The sequence below is a fragment of the Ruegeria sp. AB11 genome, assembly GCF_056536325.1.
Window position 1 is genome coordinate 3,201,755 of the sequence record NZ_JBQFJO010000001.1, and the last position, 21,392, is coordinate 3,223,146.

Consider the following 21,392-nt stretch of genomic DNA (forward strand, 5'->3'; position numbering starts at 1 on the left):
CAGGGAAAATCAGGCCAGCATGGTTTGCAGGCCATCAGAGGAATTCGCCAATTCGCTGGGCGTGAGATCGTTGCCCTGAGGGCCAATACCGCCTTCATAACCGGGCATACCTGCCTCTTCCATAATGGCGGCGATCGCCTCATTGGTCATCTCGGCGATGTCCTCGTTCGTCGGCATATCAATCAGGCTTGCTTGATGTAGCAATAGATCAGAAAAGGCCCCGTCCTGAGCCATGACGACTGAATCCACACCCGCCTTGGTGACATGGGCGGCATTGAGCATCGCATTACTGCCCGCCACCACTTCGGTCTCATCGGCGTTTGGGCCATGCAGATGTACGTCATCCTGATCAGCAAGCATGGTCGATTGCTCGGCGACATTGACCTGCACCAGCGATCCGTCGACCTTGAGCACACGCATCTGTTCCATCCCGGCGAACATTGGATCGTTCATCAGCGCCTCTTCCAAGGACGCCATGTCGTCTTCGCCAAAGGCCATCGCTTCGGCCATTGAACTATGCATCTCTTGATGCGTGTCTTCGCCTTCTTTCGTCAGCGCGACTTCGTTCATGACGAGGTTCTCATCCGATCCATCAATCGGGCCCGGCAAGCCGCCCGTGATCACATCATCATCTATCAAGACATGGGTCTGTATAAAGGCATCGACCGTAATCATGTCGCCTTCGATCATGATCAGATCGTAGTAGCTGCCAAGCTGGAGGATATTGGTGACATCCACCAACTCATTGTCGCCCAGTGCATAGAGCGTCGTCGTCGCGTTGATCTCGGTATCAATGTGATCGATATCTGTCGCATCAATGTTCTGCTTCACAAAATTAGCGACGATCAGGTCAGTGGTGATCCAATCAACATGTATGAATGCCGGAGCGTCGTCGTTTGCCCCCTGCATCAACCAAGGTGCGGAATTACCTTCGACCTCGATTGTCGAAGAGTGCACCACGTTGGTGCCCGAGTCACCATTCGTGCCTTTGTCCGTGTCCGATACAACAGCAACTTGGCTGATCATGGCCAACTCGATCGATTTACCACCCACGGCGATGTAGGGCGCGTCGACCCACGCTACAGTTGCGTTCACTTCGTTGATCGCAAGATTGCCGCCTGCAATCACCGTGTGGCCGTCTGCAAATTCAGAATCCTCATCCTGATCCCATTCCGCGGGCATCGCATCAGGCGTTTCATCCTCTTCCTCTTCGTCGGGCCTGTGATGCTCGGGCAAAAGGTCCTCCCAAACCGGGGCTTCGTCCACATACTCACCATTGACGATTACACCGATGGCGTCTTCACCGTGGAACTGATAAACAACCGCACCTTCAACTTCGACATTGATCGGTGCAAGCATCTCTGCGGCCAATGCCTCCACATACTCGATAGACAGATAGTCGGAGATCGAGAATGAAGGTACGGCAAACCCATGCATCGAGGCCGCAACCTGCGCTGCTGCTTCTGCCTGGGCGATAAGTTGGTCGACGTCGCGAAAGTCCCCTTCGCCCACGACATCATTGTCGCGTAGGAAAATGTTTTGGAATGTATAGGTTACTGCCGAACCGATAAGTTCGGTCACAATTTCAAGCTTCTGTTCGATTATAAACGTTGCGCCGATGCCGGTGGTCGTCTCAGGCAACGGTGGACCGTCAGTGAGTGGTGGCGCTAGTGTGATGGCCGTTTGAATATCCGGTCCGTCAACCAGTGGTGGAAGTTCAGGAGTGGCCGGGGGGTTGTTGAACCCATAGGGTAGCGGGCCAAATTTGCCCGGGTCTAATTCAAGATCTGCTTTGACCCGGATTTTTGCGGGCTCTTCCAGTTCGTCGAGTTCCGCCTTGCGTCTGACGGCGGTGAACTCTTCGTACTGATCCCTCAGCCGGGCTTTTTCAATCGTGAGATCAAAAGTTCCAATAAAGTGTGCAATCTTTTCTGTAACACTATCGAATGACATTTCGATGATCCCTTACGCCCTTACCGGCCCAAAAATTTCCGGTTCGGGATATGTTGGGCCGAGGCCGCTCGACGCGGCCTCAGCGGTTTCAATGAACGGGGACCGATAATGCGGCCCCCGCGAATAGGTTCTTAGACCTCGGTGTCGTCGCTCGAATAAGTCGAGGTCATCGAACCGCCAACCATGGTCGTGTCGACCGAGTTACCAAGCACGTTGGCACCCATGACGATCGATTGGTTGAAGGCAGATGTGTCAACTACCGCAGCTGCGGATGCATAAGACTCACCGTTGACGATACCGTCGCCACCGTTGTCCGAGCCCCACATACCGCCGTCACCGCCAGCACCGCCAGCGCCAGAGTAGGCACCAGACGCTTCGCCACCGGTATTCGTTGCACCCGTGGTTGCACCACCAGTCGACGAGCCCATGACATCACCACTGGTTCCTCCGGTCGATGCCGCGGCACCGCCTGCACCACCGGCGCCAGACGTCGCGGTACCGGTTGCGTCACCCGAAGCCGACGAGTCTGCATCATTGTCAGATGACGCGTCACCACCGTATCCGGCAATCGCTTCGGCAAGGCTTTCTGCATAACCGTCATTGGCTGCATCGGACCACGCTTCGGAATCGCCACCGTTTCCGGCTTCGTTGGTTGCGTCAGCAGAACCTGCGCCGCTTGCCGCCGAGCTTGACTCGGGGTTGGCTGTTCCGCCTGCACCACCAGTACCTTCGGCGGTTGCCATACCATCACCGCTGGCGTCAGCAGATCCATTGGTTGTGTTGGTTCCACCGTTACCACCGGAACCATCAACGTCCTGATCGTTATCGGCCGAGCCGTCGACGTCACCGGGTGACTGCGTGATTACCGGACCAGCGGCATCTTGGTCACCAACGCCTTGCGCTGCCGCATCCGTGTCTACGTAACCGCCACCTGCGCCTCCGGTTCCTGTACCACCAGTACCTGTACCACCAGTACCCGTACCACCGGTACCCGTACCACCGGTACCAGTACCGCCAGTACCCGTACCACCGGTACCAGTACCACCAGTACCACCGTCACCGCCGGTACCGTTCGAGTTACCAGCTGCAGCTTCTTCTTCACCGTCTGGATCTTCCTCTTCGACAAGGAGTACCGGGAATGGGAAGGCTTCTTCTACAGAGCCCGAATCTCCACCGGTACCATCACCACCGTTGGCGTTGCCACCAGTGCCGGAACCGCCTGTGCCTTCGCCACCAGAGCCTTCGCCGCCTGAGCCTTCGCCGCCAGAGCCTTCACCACCTGATCCTTCGCCGCCAGAACCGCTACCGCCATCGGCATCGTTCAGGCCAAGTGCACCCGCACCCGCCAGACCCAGACCAATATTACCACCAGAGGAAGATTCGTTAGCTTCGTTGGTTCCTTCGCTGGAGTTGTCAGCCGAACCGTCATTTTCAGCGTCACCATCTCCACCATCAGCATCTCCGGTTGACGAGTCGTTGCCTGCTAGGCCGAGACCAGCAGCCAGCGCGCCTGAGGTGTTATCACCACCATCTGCATCGCCATCAGCGTTCGAACCGGACAGAGCAAGGCCGAGACCAAGACCAAACGATTCAGCGTTACCACCGTCGCCACCGGTCGAGTCGCTGTCTGCGCTTGCTTCACCGTAGTTATCCGCATTGGACTCGCTATCGGCGTCACCGCCATCGCCACCGGTGCTGTCACCGCTGGAGTGCGCACCGGAAAGACCAAGACCAAGGCTTGCGTTATAGGCATCACCCGAAGATGCGCCATCACCACCAGACGCCGAACTATCAGCGTTTCCAGAATGACCACCGAGTGCAAACGAATGGCTGCCGCTGGTGTCGCCATCGGCATCACCTCCATAGCTCTCTCCGCCATCACCCGAGTCGCCACCATCGTTATTTACGTCGATACCGTCTTCCGCGTAGGCCTCACCTCCATGAGCGTTGCCACTTTGGCTAAAGTCACCTGAATTTGATACCGATGCGTTATCTAGTGAGTCGTTATCCTCTAGGCTCGCGTACTGGCTGTTGATGGATGCGAAGTCGTTTCCTGGGCCATCTTGTGAGATATCAATGTTGATATCATCACCGGGATCATAATCCAGGTCGTCACCTGCGGTGATTACGTCGCCTACATCGCCATCAATATCTTCGATATCGACATCTACTTTGTCGTCATCGCGCGGAATCCACTCGCCACCACCGAAGTCGATGTTCACTTCGTTGTGGTTCGAGTTGTCATTGTCGTTATTGTCTTCTCCACCGTTGGTGTTTTGCTGGTTCTGATTTTGGTTTTGGCGCTGATCCTGATCGTTGTCATTATCATTTCTTGAGCGTTGTGATTGATCTTGGTCCTGTGAGTCAGAATTGTTCGCAGAATTATCAACATCTTGCTCTTGTTGCTGTTGTTGAGCGTTGATGTCCGCTTCGATATTTGCTTCGTCTACCGCGATATCAGTATCAAAATCGGCGTCCAGATCGTCGATTTGGACTTCATCAACTGTTGTTACGGTTGTCGTTTGATTAGGCTGGCGTCTCATAATAAATTCCACTTTTACGGAAGCACCCGACCGCCATTCATCTACAAAGCGGTTACTGGCGCGGTTAAAACAAACGTCGCGCACAGAGCGTCAAACTGGACACTCGCGCGGCAGTGAAGGTCTTCTGTTTGGTTTGCCCCCCTTTCTCGGCTAAGCCGATTCCATGACCACGGGGATTTCGCTGAAATACGCGGACCGCAGGCACGTCAGGTTCAAGATCACTTCACAAATTGAAGCCCGGGCATGGTCGCAGCCATAGCGCGGTGTGAATAGCTGGTCGAAAGCATTGTTTTGCGTAACAACTTGTTTCTGTTGTATTTTTTTTATAAATCTGACTTATTTCGCGCTAAAATTGGCGTGGAAACAATCATGAAAAGCAAATAGGATTATTACCGCTTTTATTTCATAAAGTTACGCCAAAAGCAGACGTGCAAAACCTGATCAAAGGTTCTAGTACACGGCCTTGCAGAACGCGCCTTTGGTTGCTGAAACACATACTTTCAGCTATGATAAAGTACTATTTGAGTTCAAAGTTTATGTTTCGCGTCACCCAATTCTGTAACCAATTTTAAGATTCAGAGGGCGGCGTTTGTATTAGTGGGGGGAAGATCAATGAATATTTCATTGCAAGAAGACGCCCGTGACCAGATTGAATATCCCGAAGAACTGTCGATCATTTTTATCGGCAAGGAACTGTTCTATTCAAACCAAACTCTAAGAAGTGTTCAAAACGAGTTCGGCGTTCGTGCATCAAGATATGATAGCCTTGATGATCTACTGGCCGAGAATGAGAACTCCGCCCCGTCTGAGCGCATCATTGTCGTGGATCAGATGATGCTCGAAGATCTGTTGGCGCGGCCTGCCGACTACTCGCGTGTTACAGGAAACGGCTGCCTTGCTTTCGCCTATCGCAAGAAAAGCCCCGCTCGGATATTGTTCGAACACTGGGACCGCACGAGTTTTGGCAACATCGGATTTCTGCCGATGAACGTCGCTCCGGATGTGTGGCGGGCGATATTGCGGCTTCTCATGCATGAGGAACTGCACCTGCCTTGTTTTCTGGCCGACATTATGGCGGCATCGCCAGGCGCAGCGGACGTACCAATCGAAAAACAGCCTGCGACCAGGACTCGGTCACCCGACAAACTACTGCAATACGCAAAGCTTACACGCCGGGAAAAACAAGTTTTGAGGCTTGTTTCCAAGGGCCAAAGCAACAAAACGATTGCGACCAGGCTGGGCATTACTGAACATACAGTCAAACTGCACATGCATAATGTTTCGGGCAAAATCGATGTGAGCAACCGGACCGAGGCCGCTCATTTCTATTTCGAGGTCGCGCCGAACGAAGCGCGTAGCGCAGCCGTTGGATGAGGCTTTCGAAACCCGATTTGACCGGCTCATCCTTCTGGTGGGTCGCCTCAATTACATGTGGACAAATACCGAAAGCCTTCTGATCCACCTCATTGCTGGGCTAACCGAGGCCAACAAAGATGTAGCAGTGATCATTTTCCTGACTTTGAACACGACGCGAGCCCGCATCGATCTGGTCGAGCGTCTTGCGAAGATGGAAGGTCGCGCGCCTGAAATCCGTGATCAGATCCTTGAACACACCCAGCGATTGTCTCGCTTGTCCTCCATCCGGAATAAGTACAACCACTGCATTTACTCCTTTGATCAGGAAAGCGGAAATCCCAAGACCATCCTGATGAGAATCGCGGATCGCAAAACTGATATTAAATTAGGGCGGGAAGATACGGTGGATGACAAAGCGATGAAAGAAATCGAGGATGTCGTCTCTCAGCTTTCGGACGCGAACAAAGACATCTGGAAACTGATATCCCGGCTGGGTTTCCCGGTCTGAAGCTCAACTGGTGCGGGCGGTGGGACTCGAACCCACACGGCACTAAGGCCTTCGGATTTTAAGTCCGATATGTCTACCATTCCATCACGCCCGCATATCACCTGAGCGATAAATTCAAACCACACTGATGACCTAGGCAATCTCTTACAAGCAACCAAAACGATTGAAAAGATACTCAATGGATTGATCCATAAATTCGAATGTCGGTGCGATCAAAATTCAGGACCGGACGTGTCAAGGAAACGCTTTACTTGACAGGGTTCGGGCAATTCGTTCACGTCTGCGCATAAACCGGTCAGGGAGCGAAGAATGAAGATAATCAGCAACCCGTTTCGAAACGGATCTAAGCTTGCAGATCAGGCCCCCTACCCGTCAGTCGAAACCGTTCGACTGGGGCGGCACCGTTCGTTCTGCCCGGATTTTGAGCCAACGCCCTTGGTTGATGCATCAGCGATTGCACCGGTCGCAAGCCTCTGGGTCAAAGATGAACGGCCCCGCATGGGTCTGGGATCGTTCAAGGCTCTGGGCGCTGCTTATGTTATTGCCTGTCAGGCGAACGAGGCTTCGGACAAACCAGGCAGCGACACCCTCAAAGGGCGTACATATGTCACGGCAAGCGCGGGCAATCACGGGATGAGTATGGCCGCCGGTGCTCGTGTCTTCGGGGCCGATGCGGTGGTTTACATTGCGGAAACCGTTCCCGAGAGCTTTGCCGAACGTCTGCGCGCGCAAAACGCACAGGTGGTTCGGGCTGGGGTGGACTACGCAGCAAGCATGGAGGCCGCCAACCTTGCCGCGCAAGAAAATGGATGGACCCTGCTCTCGGATAGTTCTTGGAACGGGTACACCGAACTCCCACATCTTTTGATGGAAGGGTATCTACAAATGGCTGTCGAAGCAGCCGAGCAATGCCCCGAAGCGCCCACGCATATTCTGCTGCAAGCCGGTGTCGGGGGCATGGCTGGCGCTGTTGCCGCCTATGCACGCGTGGTTTGGGGTGACGAACCACAGATCATTGTTGTGGAGCCGACGTCCGCCCCCGCGCTTCAGGCCAGCATCGAGGCCGGGCACTGCGTTTTTGCAGATGGGCCAGACAGCATCATGGGTCGGTTGGATTGCAAAGAACCGTCGCTTATTGCTTTGAATGGGCTTGCGCGGGATGCTGATGCATTTCTTACCATCAGCGACACTGACGTAGCAGCCCAATTACCTGTCATGGCAGAGGCAGGGTTGGAAACCAGTGCCTCGGGAGGCGCTGGAATTGCCGCTGTCTTGAACGACGCCAGCCGCACCGGTTTGGAAATTGGCCCCGATGCAAAGGTTCTGTGCATGTTGACTGAGCAACCGGCATGATTGGGTTCGCTCCGGCAGAGTTCGAGGCTCGGGTTGCGCGCGCTCAAACGCGGATGCAGCAGTCAGGTCTTGCAGCCCTTTTGCTGACAACGGAGCCCGAACTACGATACTTCACCGGCTATCTCACTCGGTTCTGGGAAAGCCCGACCCGACCCTGGTTTCTGATTGTACCTGCCACCGGTAAACCGGTTGCAGTAATTCCCTCCATTGGTGCCGCGCTCATGGCGCAGACTTGGATTGATGACATTCGCACCTGGAGTGCACCCGATCTAATAGATGACGGGGTATCTTTGCTAGCGGATACGCTGAGCGAATTGACGGCCGAGGGCGATGAAATCGGCTGCCCCGATGGGCATGAGACTCATCTGCGCATGCCTCTGGCCGATTTAAGACGCCTCCAATCAGCTATAGGAAGGCGCAAGATTGTCGGGGACCATGGCATCCTAAGGGGGCTGCGCATGGCGAAATCGGATGCCGAAGTCGCCAAGATCCGAGCAGCCTGTCAAATCAGCGCGCGCGCGTTTGCACGGGTGCCGGAAATTGCCTCGGCCGGTACACCGCTCGATCAGGTTTTTCGACATTTTCAGATGCTTTGCCTTGAGGAAGGCGCGGACTGGGTTCCCTATCTGGCCGGCGGTGCCGAGCAAGGCGGGTACACAGACGTGATCTCCCCTGCCAGTCAAACGCCACTTAGGTCGGGTGATGTTCTGATGCTGGATACAGGCCTCGTACGCGATGGATATTTCTGTGATTATGATCGCAACTGGTCGGTCGGTCCGGCAAGCGCGCCCGTTCGTGCGGCGCATTCGCGGCTGATCGAAGCATCGGACGCCGCCTTTGAACAAGCTCGTCCCGGTGCCACCGCGTCGCAATTGTTTCATGCCATGAATGCAATCTTGACTGACGGAGGTGTTGGTACGGATGCTGGTCGACTGGGCCACGGGTTGGGGATGTCACTGACTGAATGGCCCTCGCTTATCCCTGATGACCATACAGAATTGGAGGCCGGGATGGTGTTAACTCTGGAGCCAGGCATCGCCGTGAACGACAAGATCCTCGTTCATGAAGAAAACATCCTGATCACCGATGGCGCGCCTGAATTCCTAAGCCCGCGCATCGGACCGGAGATCCCTGAGCTATGAGCACCTTGCCCTATATCCTAGATGCGGATGATCCCTCAGCGGTGCCAATGGGCCTGATCGTGCTACAGACGGATGAGACAATCGAGCCTGAGTTTCGTACAATTTTCGCCAATGACAAAAGCCCACTCTATGTCAGCCGCATACCCAGTGGGAATGAGGTTAACACTGATACTCTAGCGCAGATGGAAACCGACCTGCCAGCAGCGGCCGATTTGCTGCCCAAGGCACGGCGATATCGGGTTGTGGGATATGGCTGTACATCCGCCAGCTCAGTCATCGGGTCGGATCAGGTTGAGAAAATGGTCAAGCAGACCTGTGATGTTCAAACGGTAACGAATCCTTTGCGCGCCGCGACAGCTTGCGCCGAGGATCGAGGGGTATCGAAGTTTGCGTTGCTCTCCCCGTACATAGAAGAAGTGAACACCCCGCTGCGTCGCGCATTTGCGGATCAGGGAATCACGATGGATGTATTCGGCACTTTTGGCGAGGCAGAAGAAGCCAAGGTGGTGCGTATATCAACCGAATCTGTGGTTGAAGCCGCAATCCGTCTGGGCTCTGATTCAGCCGTCGATGCGGTGTTCTTGAGCTGTACGAACCTGCGAACCCTTGCTGCGATTCCCCGGATCGAAAAGGTGATCCGCAAACCGGTTCTTTCAAGCAATCAAAGCTTAGCCTGGCATATGAAGAAGCTGAACATGTCGCAAAACTAGGCAAAAGCGACGTTATCAGTAATCCATTTGCTTTACGGGCTTGCGACCATTTGTTAGCCTCGGGTTTAATACACGAGAAGATCAATGAAATCCGGACCAACCGGATAGTCAATTGACGCAACAGGGGGTCTTGTGACCGACACAAATAGCGACGCTGCGTTTGTCGAATTTCAACGCGTGCAAAAGTCTTATGACGGCGAGAATCTCGTCGTTAAAGATCTCAACCTGGCACTGCCAAAGGGCGAATTCCTGACTATGCTCGGGCCGTCCGGTTCAGGCAAAACAACCTGCTTGATGATGCTTGCCGGATTCGAAACCGCCACACATGGCGAAATTCTTCTGGATGGGAAACCTATCAACAACATTCCGCCGCACAAACGCGGTATCGGGATGGTGTTCCAGAACTATGCTTTGTTTCCGCACATGACCGTAGCCGAGAACCTCTCGTTCCCGCTTGAGGTTCGCAAGCTTGGCAAGTCTGAGCGTGAAGAGAAAGTTAAACGGGCTCTGGATATGGTCCAGATGGGCGCCTTTGGCGGCCGCCGTCCAGCGCAGCTTTCTGGTGGTCAGCAACAGCGGATCGCCCTGGCCCGAGCACTGGTGTTCGAGCCCGAATTGGTTCTGATGGATGAACCGCTGGGCGCGCTCGACAAGCAACTGCGTGAGCATATGCAGTTCGAAATTACCCGTCTGGCGCATGAGTTGGGTATCACAACCGTTTACGTGACCCATGACCAGACCGAAGCCCTGACCATGTCCGACCGCGTGGCGGTATTCGACGATGGCCGCATTCAACAACTGGCGCCACCGGATCAACTATACGAAGAACCTGAAAACAGCTTCGTTGCACAATTTATCGGTGAAAACAACACACTAGAAGGCGTTGTTAAATCGATAGACGGTGACACTTGTCTTGTGCAGTTGGATGACGGATCGGAAATCGATGCAGTTCCGATCAACGTGCATAATCCGGGTGAACGGACCAAGGTCTCGATTCGGCCCGAACGTGTGGAATTCAACAAAGACCGACTGCATGCAGACGCACATACGCTAAAGGCCACAGTCAAAGAGTTCATCTATATGGGTGACGTGTTCCGCTTCCGCATGTCGGTGGCCGGGAATGACGAGTTCATCGTCAAGACGCGCAACGCCCCCGATGCCGTTCGCCTACAGCCCGGTCAAGAGATCGATATCGGCTGGTTGGCCAAGGATTGTCGTGCGCTCGACGCATAGACCAAACCGCGCGGCACAAGCGCGGTTTCACCGAGGGACCGGCTGGCGAAAACCCGTGCGTCAGCTGACACTATGATAAACGGGAAGTACTGGGAGTAACACATGAAACCAACCAAAACACTGCTGACCGCAGCAGCGCTGGCGACAGCGGCTGGCGGGGTGTCTGCTGAAGAGATGACAATCGTTTCTTGGGGCGGAGCCTATTCCAAATCGCAGCTGAAGGCTTATCACGAGCCCTATTCAGAAAAAACCGGCGTCACCATCCTGAACGATGACAGTTCAGCCGAAGCGGTTGCCAAACTGCGCGCGATGAACGAAGCGGGCAACATCACTTGGGACGTGGTTGACGTGGTTGCGGCGGACGCGATCCGTCTATGCGACGAAGGTCTGGCGATGGAAATCGACCCTGACACCATGCTGGCCCCTGCACCCGATGGCACCTCGGCTGCGGACGACTTCGGCGACCTGCTTGTGAGCGACTGCTTTATTCCTCAGATCGTTTATTCGACCACGTTCGGCTATCGTACCGATCTGGTAGGGGACAACCCGCCCAGCGATATCTGCGCTGTTTTCGATCTTGAAAACTACCCGGGCAAGCGTTCGCTAGAAAAGCGTCCGATCAACAACATGGAATGGGCCCTGCTCTGCGATGGCGTCGCCAAGGATGACGTCTATGACGTGCTCGCAACTCCGGAAGGTCAGGAGCAAGCGCTGGCCAAGCTGGGCACTATCAAGGACAACGTAGTCTGGTGGTCTGCCGGTGCGGACACACCGCAGTTGCTGGCTGATGGTGAAGTCGTCATGGGTTCGACCTATAACGGCCGCCTGTTCAGCGTGATCGAAGAGCAGAAGCAGCCCGTAGCGATGCTGTGGGACGCACAAGTGTTCGATCTGGACGGCTGGATCATTCCTGCTGGCCTAAGCGATGAGCGTAAGCAGCGCGCGCTGGACTACATCATGTTCGCGACCGACACTCAGCGTCTGGCTGATCAGGCCAAGTACATCTCGTACGGTCCGGCCCGTGCTTCGTCGGCACCGCTGGTGGGTCAGCACGCCGAACTGGGCATCGACATGGCACCGCACATGCCAACCGATCCGGAAAACGCGAAGAACACGTTCCTGTATAACTACGAGTTCTGGGCGGACTACCGCGACGACATCGACGCCAAATTCCAGGCGTGGTTGGCGCAATAAGCGGCTAATTTCCTGACACAGTCGGGGGCGGTGCGCCGCCCCCGGACCAAAGAAAACCCAAGGGGCACCGATGACTGACGCTAGCCAAAACGCCGGACCTATGCTGGCAGCGGACGGAACACCGCTCAAGCAATCGCTTGCACGTTCTTTGCGGCGGCAAAAGCTGCGCGCTTTGATGCTGGTGGCCCCTTTGCTGCTGTTTGTTTTGTTCTCGTTCATCGTGCCGATTGCTTCGATGCTGTTCCGTTCGGTTGAAAATAGCATCGTGCAGGAAACGCTGCCTCTTACGGTTGAGGCACTGAAGAACTGGGATGAGACCAGCGGCGAACTGCCGGACGAGGCAGTATATGATGCGTTCGTCCGTGACATGGTCGTGGCCGTAGACAACAAGACACATACCCGATTGGGCTCGCGTTTGAACTACGAAGAGACAGGCATGTCTTCAATGTTCCGCCGCTCAGGCCGGAAGCTAGGCAAGATGGACCCCGAAACCGATGGCCCATTCAAGGACCAGGTGATTGAGGTTCATGACGGTTGGGGCGAACCGCAGACCTGGGCGGTGATCAAGACGCACTCTCCTGCTGTCACCAACGGTTATTTCCTCAACGCGGTCGACATGCGCCGCACGCCTGAAGGGGCGCAGTCTCAACCCGAAGACAAACAAATCCTGATCAAGCTGTTCGGCAGAACACTTTTCATGTCGCTGGTGATTACCGGAGCCTGTATCCTGCTGGCATACCCAGTTAGCTATTTGCTGGCGACACTTCCGATGCGGGTTTCGAACCTGCTGATGATCCTTGTCCTGCTCCCCTTTTGGACTTCGCTGCTGGTACGGACATCAGCCTGGAAGGTGATGCTGCAGCAACAAGGCGTGATCAACGAAACGCTAGTCTGGCTTGGGCTGGTGGCTGATGACGCGCGACTAGTGATCATCAACAACCAATTCGGCACGATAATTGCGATGACGCATATCCTGCTGCCGTTCATGATCCTGCCAATGTATTCGGTGATGCAGACCATTCCGCCCTATTATACCCGTGCTGCAAAATCCATGGGCGCAACCAACTGGACGACCTTCTGGCGCATCTATTTCCCGCAATCCATTCCGGGCATCGGCGCCGGCTCGATCCTCGTGTTCATTCTGGCGATTGGCTACTATATCACGCCCGAAATCGTCGGCGGCACCAAGGGTGTCTTCATCTCGAACCGGATCGCTTACCACATCTCGTCCTCGCTGAACTGGGGATTGGCAGCGGCACTGGGGACGATCCTTCTGGCGGTCGTTATGCTGCTCTACTGGTGCTACGACAAGATCGTCGGCATTGATAACGTGAAACTGGGATAATCGACATGGCCGCACTTACTCCGATATCCCGCAAACCACTTTCAATGGTCCTACCCAGCGTCGCGCTGGCTGGAGCCTTCGCCGGTATCTTTGTCGGCGCGGGCAATGGGTCGATACTGCTCGGCATAATAGGTGGGGCTGCTCTGATCGCAGCCGTGGCCTGGATCTACATCACAGTCCTCAAGAATGAGAAATTGGCCCGCTGGATTAACATTCTGGGCTTTGGCATTATCGGTTTTCTGTTCTCTGGCGCGATGGGTGGCGTTCTTGGCCTGCTGGGCGGATGGTTCTTCGTCTGGTTTATCTATTGGCTGTACGAAGGCCGTTATCGTCAGAAATTGTTGCCGTACCTGACTCCGAAACAAGTGTTCTATCACTACCTGTTCCGGGTGATCTGCGGTGCGATTTTTGTCTTCCTGATCACCCCGATTCTCGTGGTGCTGCCGCTGTCGTTCAACGCGCAGGACTTCTTTACCTTCACGCCGGAAATGTTGCGTCTGGACCCCGAAGGGTATTCGCTGAAGCATTATCGCGACTTCTTTACCAACAATGAATGGCAGCGCAGCTTCAAGAACTCGCTGATCATCGCCCCGATTGCGACAATCATCTCGGTTTCGTTGGGTACGTTGGCAGCCATCGGCCTCAGCCAGAGCCATGTTCCCGGCCGGCGCGCCATCATGGGCATTCTAATCTCACCCATGATCGTGCCACTGATCATCTCGGCCACCGGCATGTTCTTTTTTTACAGCGATATCGGTCGCTTCATGGAGGGCACGCTGGGCATGAACAAGAACTTCGTTGGCTATGTGAAAGTCATCCTTGCCCACGCCGTTCTGGGAATTCCATTCGTGATTATCACCGTGACCGCGACGCTGGTCGGTTTCGACCGCTCACTGACGCGGGCGGCAGCGAATATGGGCGCAGGTCCGGTGCGGACGTTCTTCAAGATCCAGATGCCCTTGATCCTGCCGGGCGTGATCTCGGGCGGTTTGTTTGCCTTCATTACTTCGTTTGACGAAGTGGTTGTTGTGCTATTTGTCGGCTCGGCCAGCCAGAAGACCCTGCCTTGGCAGATGTTCACCGGCCTGCGTGAACAGATCAGTCCGACCATTCTGGCTGTGGCGACAATCCTTGTTGTGATCTCGATCGCGCTGTTGACCACAGTTGAATTGCTGCGCCGCCGGTCCGAGCGTCTGCGGGGGCTTTCCCCGTCTTGACGCAGGCCCGCGCGTGATCTAACGATTCACCCGTTCATCCCAGCCGCGATGGCGTCGCGGACGCACTGGGATGATCGGCTCTCGGAACCCGAGACCGCCTGTCCTGAACGCCGGGACAAGTGGCCGGGTTTGCCGCCCGGCAAAGATGAGAGACCTTGTGATGACAGACACAACAAAACGCCCCGAATTCTTCACTTGCCACAATGGCGACAAAGCCCCCCTTCCGTTCAGCAAGGGCGAATACGACCGTCGCCTTGGCGCCCTGCGCTCCATTATGGCCAAGCATGGCATCCCGGCAGTCCTGCTGACCTCGATGCAGAACATCGCCTATTATTCTGGTTTTCTGTACTGCTCCTTTGGCCGCCCTTACGGTTGTGTGGTGACGCAAGACGCCTGCACCACCGTCTCGGCCAATATCGATGCGGGCCAGCCGTGGCGGCGCTCGGTCGAAGACAATGTCATCTATACCGACTGGAAGCGTGACAATTACTGGCGTGCCGTGGCCAGCCTGATCGACGGGGCCAAACGAATTGGGATTGAAGGCGACCACATGACTTTGGCGGCGCGCAACACGGCGCTGGACATGCTCGGTCAGCCGGAACTGATCGACATCGCACCTGACACAATGTTCGCCCGCATGGTGAAATCCGCAGAAGAGATCGAGTTGATCAAAGGCGGCGCGCGTACCGCTGACGTCGGCGGGGCTGCCATCCATGCGGCCATCCGCGAAGGCGCGACCGAGATCGAGATCGCCATGGCCGGTCGCGACGCGATGGAAGAGGAAATCGCCCGCGCCTACCCGGACGCCGAGTATCGCGATACTTGGGTTTGGTTCCAGTCCGGCCTCAACACCGACGGTGCCCACAACCCAGTGACCAAACGTGCGCTGCAAAAGGGCGATATACTGTCGCTGAACACCTTCCCGATGATCTCGGGCTACTACACCGCGCTGGAGCGCACCTTGTTCCTCGGTGAACCCGATGCAGACAGCCTGCGCCTGTGGAAAGCCAATGTAGCCGCGCATGAGCTGGGCCTAAGCCTGATCAAACCCGGCGCGACATGCGCGGGCATCACCGCTGAGATCAACCGTTTCTTCGCAGATGAGGGCCTGCTGCAGTACCGCTCGTTCGGTTACGGCCATTCCTTCGGCATCCTCAGCCATTACTACGGGCGCGAGGCCGGTCTGGAACTGCGCGAGGATATCGACACGGTGCTGGAGCCCGGCATGGTTGTTTCAATCGAGCCGATGCTTTGGATTCCCGAAGGTCAGCCCGGCGCAGGCGGATATCGTGAACACGATATCCTCGTGGTCGGTGAGGACGGGGCCGAAAACATCACCGGTTTCCCCTACGGCCCCGGCCACAACATCATCGGCGCGTAAGGAAACAGGTGGGGTGCAATAGCAGCCCATTACCTAAAATAGCGCAGACAAACGACAAAAAGGCTCGGAGCGCATTGTTCGCTCCGAGCCGAACTTAAACAATGCTGCAATTTTCACGAACGCAGGTTCGATTTGACATGCAACAATTTTGTTGCATTATGCGGCATGAGCGTTCAATTCGACCCGCAGCTAAGCATTCTTTTCAGCGCCCTCGGTGACACAACGCGCTTGTTGATCCTTGATGAGTTGAGAAAACGAGAGCACCAGACGCTTTTCGAGCTCTGCGCAAGACTGTTCGAAGAGCATTCAGTCACAATATCCAGACAAGGCATCACAAGACATCTGAACACTTTGGAGCAGGCTGGTCTCATCGCCACGACCTGGCGAGGGCGCACCAAGATTCACACGCTTGTATCAGCGCCAATTTCGGATGCAATCAACCCCTGGGTGGAACTATATTCTCAAGGAGACACTAGATGAGAATGTATATGAAAAGCATCGCTGTTGATGATCAGTCCAAGGCTCTCGATTTCTACACCAACAAACTTGGGTTTGTTGTGAAGCATGATATTCCCCTCGGAGAATATCGTTGGCTGACATTGGTCTCCGACGACGATTCAGATGGGGTGGAGTTGGGCCTTGAACCGAATGCACATCCTGCTTCGCGCGCCTATCAGGAAGCACTTATGGCTGACGGCATTCCCGTTTCAGCGTTCAGCGTTGAAGATATCGATGCAGAAGTTGCCAAACTGGAATCTAAAGGTGTCGAGTTCACACAACCTCCTGTGAAGGCTGGCGGTGCGACCATGGCTGTATTTGATGACACCTGCGGAAACCTTATCCAATTGGTTGAACTACATGTTTGAACGGCAAGCATAAGATATCCATCAATCCATGAACTGGGCATTTGTTGAGCCCGTATCATCGGTGGCAAAGCACAGCGCTGCGGACATTCAACATAGTTAGCTCCCGAAGAAGCCTTCGGGAGCTTCTGTTCGAAGCGGCTTTATTAAGAGCAAGGCGTTTCGCCCGAACATGCACCACGAAATGCAAAGGACGAAGTGACAAGCCGTATCTTCTATCGCTGTGCGCGTTCGTGAAAGATGAAACCAAGAAAATTCAGCAACAACTGCGCCGCCAGAATCTGGGTGCTTTCGGTGGGATCATAGGCAGGCGCGACTTCGACCAAATCGATGCCAACAACATTTCCGCGCTTGGCCAGTCCCTGCAGAATCTCCAGCACGTCATAATATAGAAATCCGCCGTGGCTGGGCGTGCCGGTGCCTGAGGCTATCGAAGGGCAAAACGCATCGATATCGATCGTCACATAATACCGCGCCCCTTCTGGAATGCGTGCTAACACGGCCTCGGTTCCCAGGTTACGTACCTGCCTTACCGACAAGATGTCCGAACCACGTGCACGGGCGTCCTCGTACCCTTCCTTCGCGGTGGAGGATACATTGCGAATACCAAGCTGCGTCATGCCCGAAACATAATCTTTCTCAATCGCGCGCCGCATCGGGTTACCGTGTCCGGCGATAACGCCGTGACGTTCATCCACGAAATCCAAGTGGGCATCGATCTGAACCACATGTATTGGCCCATTCTGTGCACAATCCTGGGCAAAGGCGTTGATGCATGGGATGTTGATCGAATGATCGCCGCCAATGGTCACGGGCATAGCCTTCGCCTGCAGGATTTTACCTACGCCATAAGCGATATTTGCATGGCTCTCTTCGGTCTTGGTGTGGATAATATCTGCGTCCCCAAGATCAACCATCCGCACCGCGCTATCCAAATAGGTCGCATCGTCCTCGTGGTCATAAGCGCCGGCATGACCAAAACTGAACAGGGTCGAGGCCTCGCGCACGGCCCGCGGACCAAACCGCGCGCCGGGCCGCCACTGGGTCCCGAAGTCGAACGGCGCCCCCAATATCGCAACATCTGCATCGATAGCATTCCAATCCGCGACGTATGGTGATTTTGCGAAGCTAGAAATACCAACAAACGGTAGATTCAATCTGCCAGATTCATAGCCATGATCCTGCATGGTGTGTTTTCCTTTTTGTATTTCCCGGCAACAGTTATCGAAAAAAATCCGATACCCAGAGCTTTGTCGAGCATCATGTGCAGAGAAACGCACGATGTCGAGCCAACGAAACCTGCCAACATCCAAATTACGTTTCGGGGGTTCATAATAATAAGTCGCTACGAATGTCAGGTCGCGGCACGTAAGAAATAATTGGCTTCATAGTACCAACAACCGACCTCTTTAACTCGGGATGTTACGAACGCCTCACGCGGGTGTTTCGTGTATGTGAAGAGGTTTGCAGGCAGAATGGGCGCGAACGAAACCGGAGGATGCCATGTCGATCTCTCGCCGAGGCTTTGCGGGACTTCTTAGCGCTGGGATGGTCTTGCCCACAACGCTGTGGGCACAGGAAGACCCTGTATATGAGGCCGCGCGTTCAACCGTGTTTGGAGATAATGCGGAATTCGAAGCCGGTATGGAGTTTCTGACCGAGAGAGATAACCCCGATGTTGTCCCAGCGCTTTTGACTTCGATGCGGTTCAGCGGACGTCGCGTACGCGACATCGCCAAAGTCATGGAAGCTTTGACCGGAGAAAACCACGGCACGGATTGGTTCGAATGGATGCTATGGCAGGAACGGAACGCACAGATTGTTCCCCATCCGTCACTCGCGCCCTTCAAACGCGAAGTTCTATTGGGGATTGATCAGAATTTTGACCTGTTTCTGCGACCTGAGTATCTGAAACGCGACAAAATGAAGATCCGACTGGAAGAGATATCCTGGGGTGGCGTGGTCAAGGATGGCATCCCGTCACTGGATAATCCCAAACTGATTTCAGCAACGCAGGCAGATTATCTGAAAGACGATGATTTGGTCTTTGGCGTTTCGATCAACGAAGACGAGCGCGCTTATCCTCTGCGGATCATGGGCTGGCATGAGATGTTCAATGATGTGATCGGCGGCGTTCCGGTTGCGCTGGCTTACTGCACACTTTGCGGTTCGGGAATCTTGTTTGAAACGCAGGTCGCAGGGCGACGAAAACCCTTTATCTTTGGTTCATCCGGTTTCCTTTATCGTTCAAACAAGTTGATGTTCGATCGTGAAACGCATTCGCTCTGGAACCAGTATACCGGCAAACCTGTTGTAGGCCCGCTGGCAGAAAGTGGGATCAAGCTTAGGCAGCGCCCGGTGGTGATTACACGTTGGGATAGCTGGAAAGCCTCACATCCCAATACCCGGGTGCTGTCGCTGAACACTGGTTATCGACGCAACTATGGATCAGGTGTCGTGTATCGTGACTATTTTGCCTCGCCTGATCTGATGTTCCCTGCGCTGGTCGATCAATCCAAGCATCGACAAAAAGACTATGTGTTTGCCGTTCGCCAATTTGGCGCAGCGCGGGCCTGGCCTCTGGATGCGTTTAAGGGCAAACCGGTCATCAATGATGCCATCGGCGGTCGGAACCTGATGCTGATGGGCGATCCAGACAAACGCAGCGTGCGCGCGTACGAACGTGGTCCGCATCAGTTCCGTGCAACACCGAACGGCGGGCTGCTCGACGAAGCAGGGACCAAATGGACCGTCACCGAAGAGGCGCTGGTCTCCCCGAATGGTACGCAATTGCCGCGGGTGGCCGGGCATATTTCCTACTGGTTTGCCTGGGATAACTATCTGGGTGATGCAGCCAGCGTTTATGACGGCTGATCAAGAGTGTTCTTCGGCCGCTGTCGCGGCCAGTGCGCGGTTATACGCCTTGAGTGCGTCGACGTGATAGAGCGCTCCGACGGGATCCTCACACCCCTCTTCGTCGACTATGACAACCGGGATACAGGGGATGTCGTCGCGATCAAAATAGGGCATGGCAGCCTCGAGCGTGGCGCTGGCCTTGACGCAAAGCCCTTGTTCGATCAGCGCCTGCGCTTCTTCTTTCGTTATTGAGCGGGTGCCACCAAGCGGTCGCATCACGGTGCCCGCCCGCAGCATGGCCAGCAAATAGGCCTGAGGCCCGGCGGCCAGATGCACATTGCGACGTTCCAACTGTGTCAGGAAGAACGACCGGTCCACCAGACGCGAGGCCAGTGCTGTGGACATCGAGACCGAAACCATCACAGCGAGGCCGATCTGCCAATCTCCGGTCAATTCAAAGACGATAAGCGTTGTCGAGATCGGAGCACCCAAAACCGCCGCAGCAACGGCACCCATCCCGGCAAAGGCATAAAGCGTATGAGTTCCCGATACGTCGGGTAGCAGGCCGGTGGCGATCAGACCAAAAGCCAACCCGGTCAGCGCCCCAATCATCAGTGAAGGGGAAAAGACTCCCCCCCCCCATGCGCCCACCCATGGTGATGGCAACTGCAACTGTTTTCACAACAGCCAGCACGATTGCCGCTGTTAGCACTATGTCACCTGTCAGGGCGCGTATTGTCGTTTCATAACCCACGCCGATGATATGGGGGAACCAGATCGCCAATAGACCCAGCATCGCACCAGACACTGCCGGGCGCAGCCAGCCTGGTAGCGATAATCGATTTTGGATGTGTGTGCCGATATCTTCAGCAAAAAAAATCGAGCGCATCAGCAGCAACGATACCAACCCACAGATCAGTCCGAGGATCAGAAAGGCAGGCAATTCGACATAAAACTGCAGCGAACCGGGCGTGTCCAATGTAAACTCGGTCACGTCGCCATATGCCAGACGGTTGATCACTGTACCTGCGACCGATGCGATAACGATAGGGGCAAAGGCATGCACGGCGAAATGGCGCAGCACAACTTCAAGCGCGAACAGCGCTCCTGCAATTGGGGCATTAAAGCTGGCTGAGACAGCGGCAGCCACAGCACAGCCTAAAAGATCACGCCCCGTGATCCCATCTGCGCGAATGCGGTCGCTGACCCAGGTCGAAATAACCCCTGCCATATGCACGACTGGCCCCTCTCGGCCCGTCGAGCCACCCGAGCTTAGCGTGATCAACGAGGCAATGAATGATGCGATACCGGCCTTTTTCTCGACGCGCCCATCAGTTATGGCCGATCCCTCAATCACATCCGCGACTGAACGTACCCGTCCATCATCTGTAAATCGGTTTAATAGAACCCCGACAACCAATCCGCCTATGACGGGTGTGATGAATATCCAGAACCAGTGCAGTTTCTCAGCATGGCTATGAAGGAAAAGAATGTTGTCAGTGCTATAGAGATAGGCTTGCAGCGACGCGATGGACATGCGGAACCCCAGCGCCATGAAACCAGCAGCGATCCCGATGATCAGCGCGATAAACCAGAATTGTATCTGGCTGGGACCACGATGGAGCATCACGCGCCAAGCATCCTTCAGGGCCGACAGCGCCTGATTGAATTGATTACGCAGCACAGTGCGGGTGGACTGGGTCATTGGCCCTCATGGGGATCGCGTAAGAATGGTCGC

At 55.0% G+C, this 21,392-nt stretch carries 16 protein-coding genes, 1 tRNA gene and 1 pseudogene; 13 read left to right on the top strand and 5 right to left on the bottom strand.

What is annotated here, in order from left to right; all coding sequences use genetic code 11:
• Window positions 1-9 precede the first annotated feature (9 nt).
• Both ACR3EJ_RS16000 and ACR3EJ_RS16005 read right to left on the bottom strand, forming a co-directional pair.
• Window positions 10-1,953: a type I secretion protein gene (locus tag ACR3EJ_RS16000; protein ID WP_170543652.1), complete on the bottom strand. Its 1,944-nt coding sequence runs from the start codon at window positions 1,951-1,953 to the stop codon at window positions 10-12.
• A 131-nt stretch (window positions 1,954-2,084) separates the two neighbouring features.
• Window positions 2,085-4,496 (bottom strand): MSCRAMM family protein, encoded by a 2,412-nt coding sequence (locus ACR3EJ_RS16005; protein ID WP_170543650.1) that lies wholly within the window; start codon window positions 4,494-4,496, stop codon window positions 2,085-2,087.
• Window positions 4,497-5,108: 612 nt separating this feature from the next.
• Between ACR3EJ_RS16005 and ACR3EJ_RS16010 the strand changes: the two genes are divergently transcribed.
• Together ACR3EJ_RS16010 and ACR3EJ_RS16015 are read left to right on the top strand one after the other, a co-directional pair.
• A complete protein-coding gene (locus tag ACR3EJ_RS16010) occupies window positions 5,109-5,870 on the top strand; it encodes a response regulator transcription factor (RefSeq protein WP_170543648.1) in 762 nt (253 codons plus the stop codon).
• Complete coding sequence (locus ACR3EJ_RS16015; RefSeq protein WP_170543646.1) at window positions 5,863-6,360, top strand: hypothetical protein; 498 nt, start codon at window positions 5,863-5,865, stop codon at window positions 6,358-6,360. Before ACR3EJ_RS16010 ends, ACR3EJ_RS16015 begins: the two co-directional genes overlap by 8 nt.
• A gap of 8 nt (window positions 6,361-6,368) precedes the next feature.
• Here the strand turns inward: ACR3EJ_RS16015 and ACR3EJ_RS16020 are convergent.
• Window positions 6,369-6,454: transfer RNA gene (locus ACR3EJ_RS16020), tRNA-Leu, on the bottom strand.
• Window positions 6,455-6,669: 215 nt separating this feature from the next.
• Between ACR3EJ_RS16020 and ACR3EJ_RS16025 the strand changes: the two genes are divergently transcribed.
• The 10 genes from ACR3EJ_RS16025 to ACR3EJ_RS16070 all read left to right on the top strand — a co-directional run bounded on the left by ACR3EJ_RS16025 (window position 6,670) and on the right by ACR3EJ_RS16070 (window position 16,801).
• Window positions 6,670-7,713, top strand: coding sequence for a pyridoxal-phosphate dependent enzyme (locus tag ACR3EJ_RS16025; protein WP_170543644.1), 1,044 nt, complete (start codon window positions 6,670-6,672; stop codon window positions 7,711-7,713).
• Window positions 7,710-8,855 (top strand): M24 family metallopeptidase, encoded by a 1,146-nt coding sequence (locus tag ACR3EJ_RS16030; protein ID WP_170543642.1) that lies wholly within the window; start codon window positions 7,710-7,712, stop codon window positions 8,853-8,855. Before ACR3EJ_RS16025 ends, ACR3EJ_RS16030 begins: the two co-directional genes overlap by 4 nt.
• Window positions 8,852-9,565, top strand: coding sequence for an aspartate racemase/maleate isomerase family protein (locus ACR3EJ_RS16035; protein WP_170476910.1), 714 nt, complete (start codon window positions 8,852-8,854; stop codon window positions 9,563-9,565). The genes ACR3EJ_RS16030 and ACR3EJ_RS16035 overlap by 4 nt, the downstream gene beginning before the upstream one ends.
• A gap of 132 nt (window positions 9,566-9,697) precedes the next feature.
• Window positions 9,698-10,798: an ABC transporter ATP-binding protein gene (locus ACR3EJ_RS16040; protein WP_010442565.1), complete on the top strand. Its 1,101-nt coding sequence runs from the start codon at window positions 9,698-9,700 to the stop codon at window positions 10,796-10,798.
• Window positions 10,799-10,900: 102 nt separating this feature from the next.
• Entirely contained in the window at window positions 10,901-11,992 is a 1,092-nt protein-coding gene (locus ACR3EJ_RS16045) for an extracellular solute-binding protein (protein WP_170476914.1), read from the top strand.
• Window positions 11,993-12,062: 70 nt separating this feature from the next.
• Window positions 12,063-13,337: an ABC transporter permease gene (locus ACR3EJ_RS16050; protein ID WP_170476917.1), complete on the top strand. Its 1,275-nt coding sequence runs from the start codon at window positions 12,063-12,065 to the stop codon at window positions 13,335-13,337.
• Between the two features lie 5 nt (window positions 13,338-13,342).
• Window positions 13,343-14,554 (top strand): ABC transporter permease, encoded by a 1,212-nt coding sequence (locus ACR3EJ_RS16055; protein ID WP_010442568.1) that lies wholly within the window; start codon window positions 13,343-13,345, stop codon window positions 14,552-14,554.
• 160 nt (window positions 14,555-14,714) lie between these two features.
• Window positions 14,715-15,935, top strand: coding sequence for an aminopeptidase P family protein (locus tag ACR3EJ_RS16060; protein ID WP_170543640.1), 1,221 nt, complete (start codon window positions 14,715-14,717; stop codon window positions 15,933-15,935).
• 165 nt (window positions 15,936-16,100) lie between these two features.
• The gene (locus ACR3EJ_RS16065) at window positions 16,101-16,415 is read left to right on the top strand and encodes an ArsR/SmtB family transcription factor (protein ID WP_170543638.1); all 315 of its coding nucleotides are present in this window, start codon (window positions 16,101-16,103) and stop codon (window positions 16,413-16,415) included.
• Entirely contained in the window at window positions 16,412-16,801 is a 390-nt protein-coding gene (locus ACR3EJ_RS16070) for a VOC family protein (RefSeq protein WP_170543636.1), read from the top strand. Before ACR3EJ_RS16065 ends, ACR3EJ_RS16070 begins: the two co-directional genes overlap by 4 nt.
• A 212-nt stretch (window positions 16,802-17,013) precedes the next feature.
• Here ACR3EJ_RS16070 and speB read toward each other — a convergent pair whose 3' ends face one another.
• Window positions 17,014-17,985: an agmatinase gene (gene speB, locus ACR3EJ_RS16075; protein ID WP_170543634.1), complete on the bottom strand. Its 972-nt coding sequence runs from the start codon at window positions 17,983-17,985 to the stop codon at window positions 17,014-17,016.
• 316 nt (window positions 17,986-18,301) lie between these two features.
• On the opposite strand from speB, the gene ACR3EJ_RS16080 reads away from it, so the two are divergent.
• A complete protein-coding gene (locus ACR3EJ_RS16080; RefSeq protein WP_170543632.1) occupies window positions 18,302-19,672 on the top strand; it encodes a DUF3179 domain-containing protein in 1,371 nt (456 codons plus the stop codon).
• Here the strand turns inward: ACR3EJ_RS16080 and ACR3EJ_RS16085 are convergent.
• Window positions 19,673-21,359, bottom strand: a pseudogene (locus ACR3EJ_RS16085) (chloride channel protein).
• Between the last annotated feature and the right edge of the window lie 33 nt (window positions 21,360-21,392).

Coding starts and splice junctions, on each gene's coding strand:
- ACR3EJ_RS16000 (WP_170543652.1), bottom strand. CDS start 1,953: ATGTCATTCGATAGTGTTACAGAAAAGATTGCACACTTTATTGGAACT.
- ACR3EJ_RS16005 (WP_170543650.1), bottom strand. CDS start 4,496: ATGAGACGCCAGCCTAATCAAACGACAACCGTAACAACAGTTGATGAA.
- ACR3EJ_RS16010 (WP_170543648.1), top strand. CDS start 5,109: ATGAATATTTCATTGCAAGAAGACGCCCGTGACCAGATTGAATATCCC.
- ACR3EJ_RS16025 (WP_170543644.1), top strand. CDS start 6,670: ATGAAGATAATCAGCAACCCGTTTCGAAACGGATCTAAGCTTGCAGAT.
- ACR3EJ_RS16030 (WP_170543642.1), top strand. CDS start 7,710: ATGATTGGGTTCGCTCCGGCAGAGTTCGAGGCTCGGGTTGCGCGCGCT.
- ACR3EJ_RS16035 (WP_170476910.1), top strand. CDS start 8,852: ATGAGCACCTTGCCCTATATCCTAGATGCGGATGATCCCTCAGCGGTG.
- ACR3EJ_RS16045 (WP_170476914.1), top strand. CDS start 10,901: ATGAAACCAACCAAAACACTGCTGACCGCAGCAGCGCTGGCGACAGCG.
- ACR3EJ_RS16050 (WP_170476917.1), top strand. CDS start 12,063: ATGACTGACGCTAGCCAAAACGCCGGACCTATGCTGGCAGCGGACGGA.
- ACR3EJ_RS16055 (WP_010442568.1), top strand. CDS start 13,343: ATGGCCGCACTTACTCCGATATCCCGCAAACCACTTTCAATGGTCCTA.
- ACR3EJ_RS16060 (WP_170543640.1), top strand. CDS start 14,715: ATGACAGACACAACAAAACGCCCCGAATTCTTCACTTGCCACAATGGC.
- ACR3EJ_RS16065 (WP_170543638.1), top strand. CDS start 16,101: ATGAGCGTTCAATTCGACCCGCAGCTAAGCATTCTTTTCAGCGCCCTC.
- ACR3EJ_RS16070 (WP_170543636.1), top strand. CDS start 16,412: ATGAGAATGTATATGAAAAGCATCGCTGTTGATGATCAGTCCAAGGCT.
- speB (WP_170543634.1), bottom strand. CDS start 17,985: ATGCAGGATCATGGCTATGAATCTGGCAGATTGAATCTACCGTTTGTT.
- ACR3EJ_RS16080 (WP_170543632.1), top strand. CDS start 18,302: ATGTCGATCTCTCGCCGAGGCTTTGCGGGACTTCTTAGCGCTGGGATG.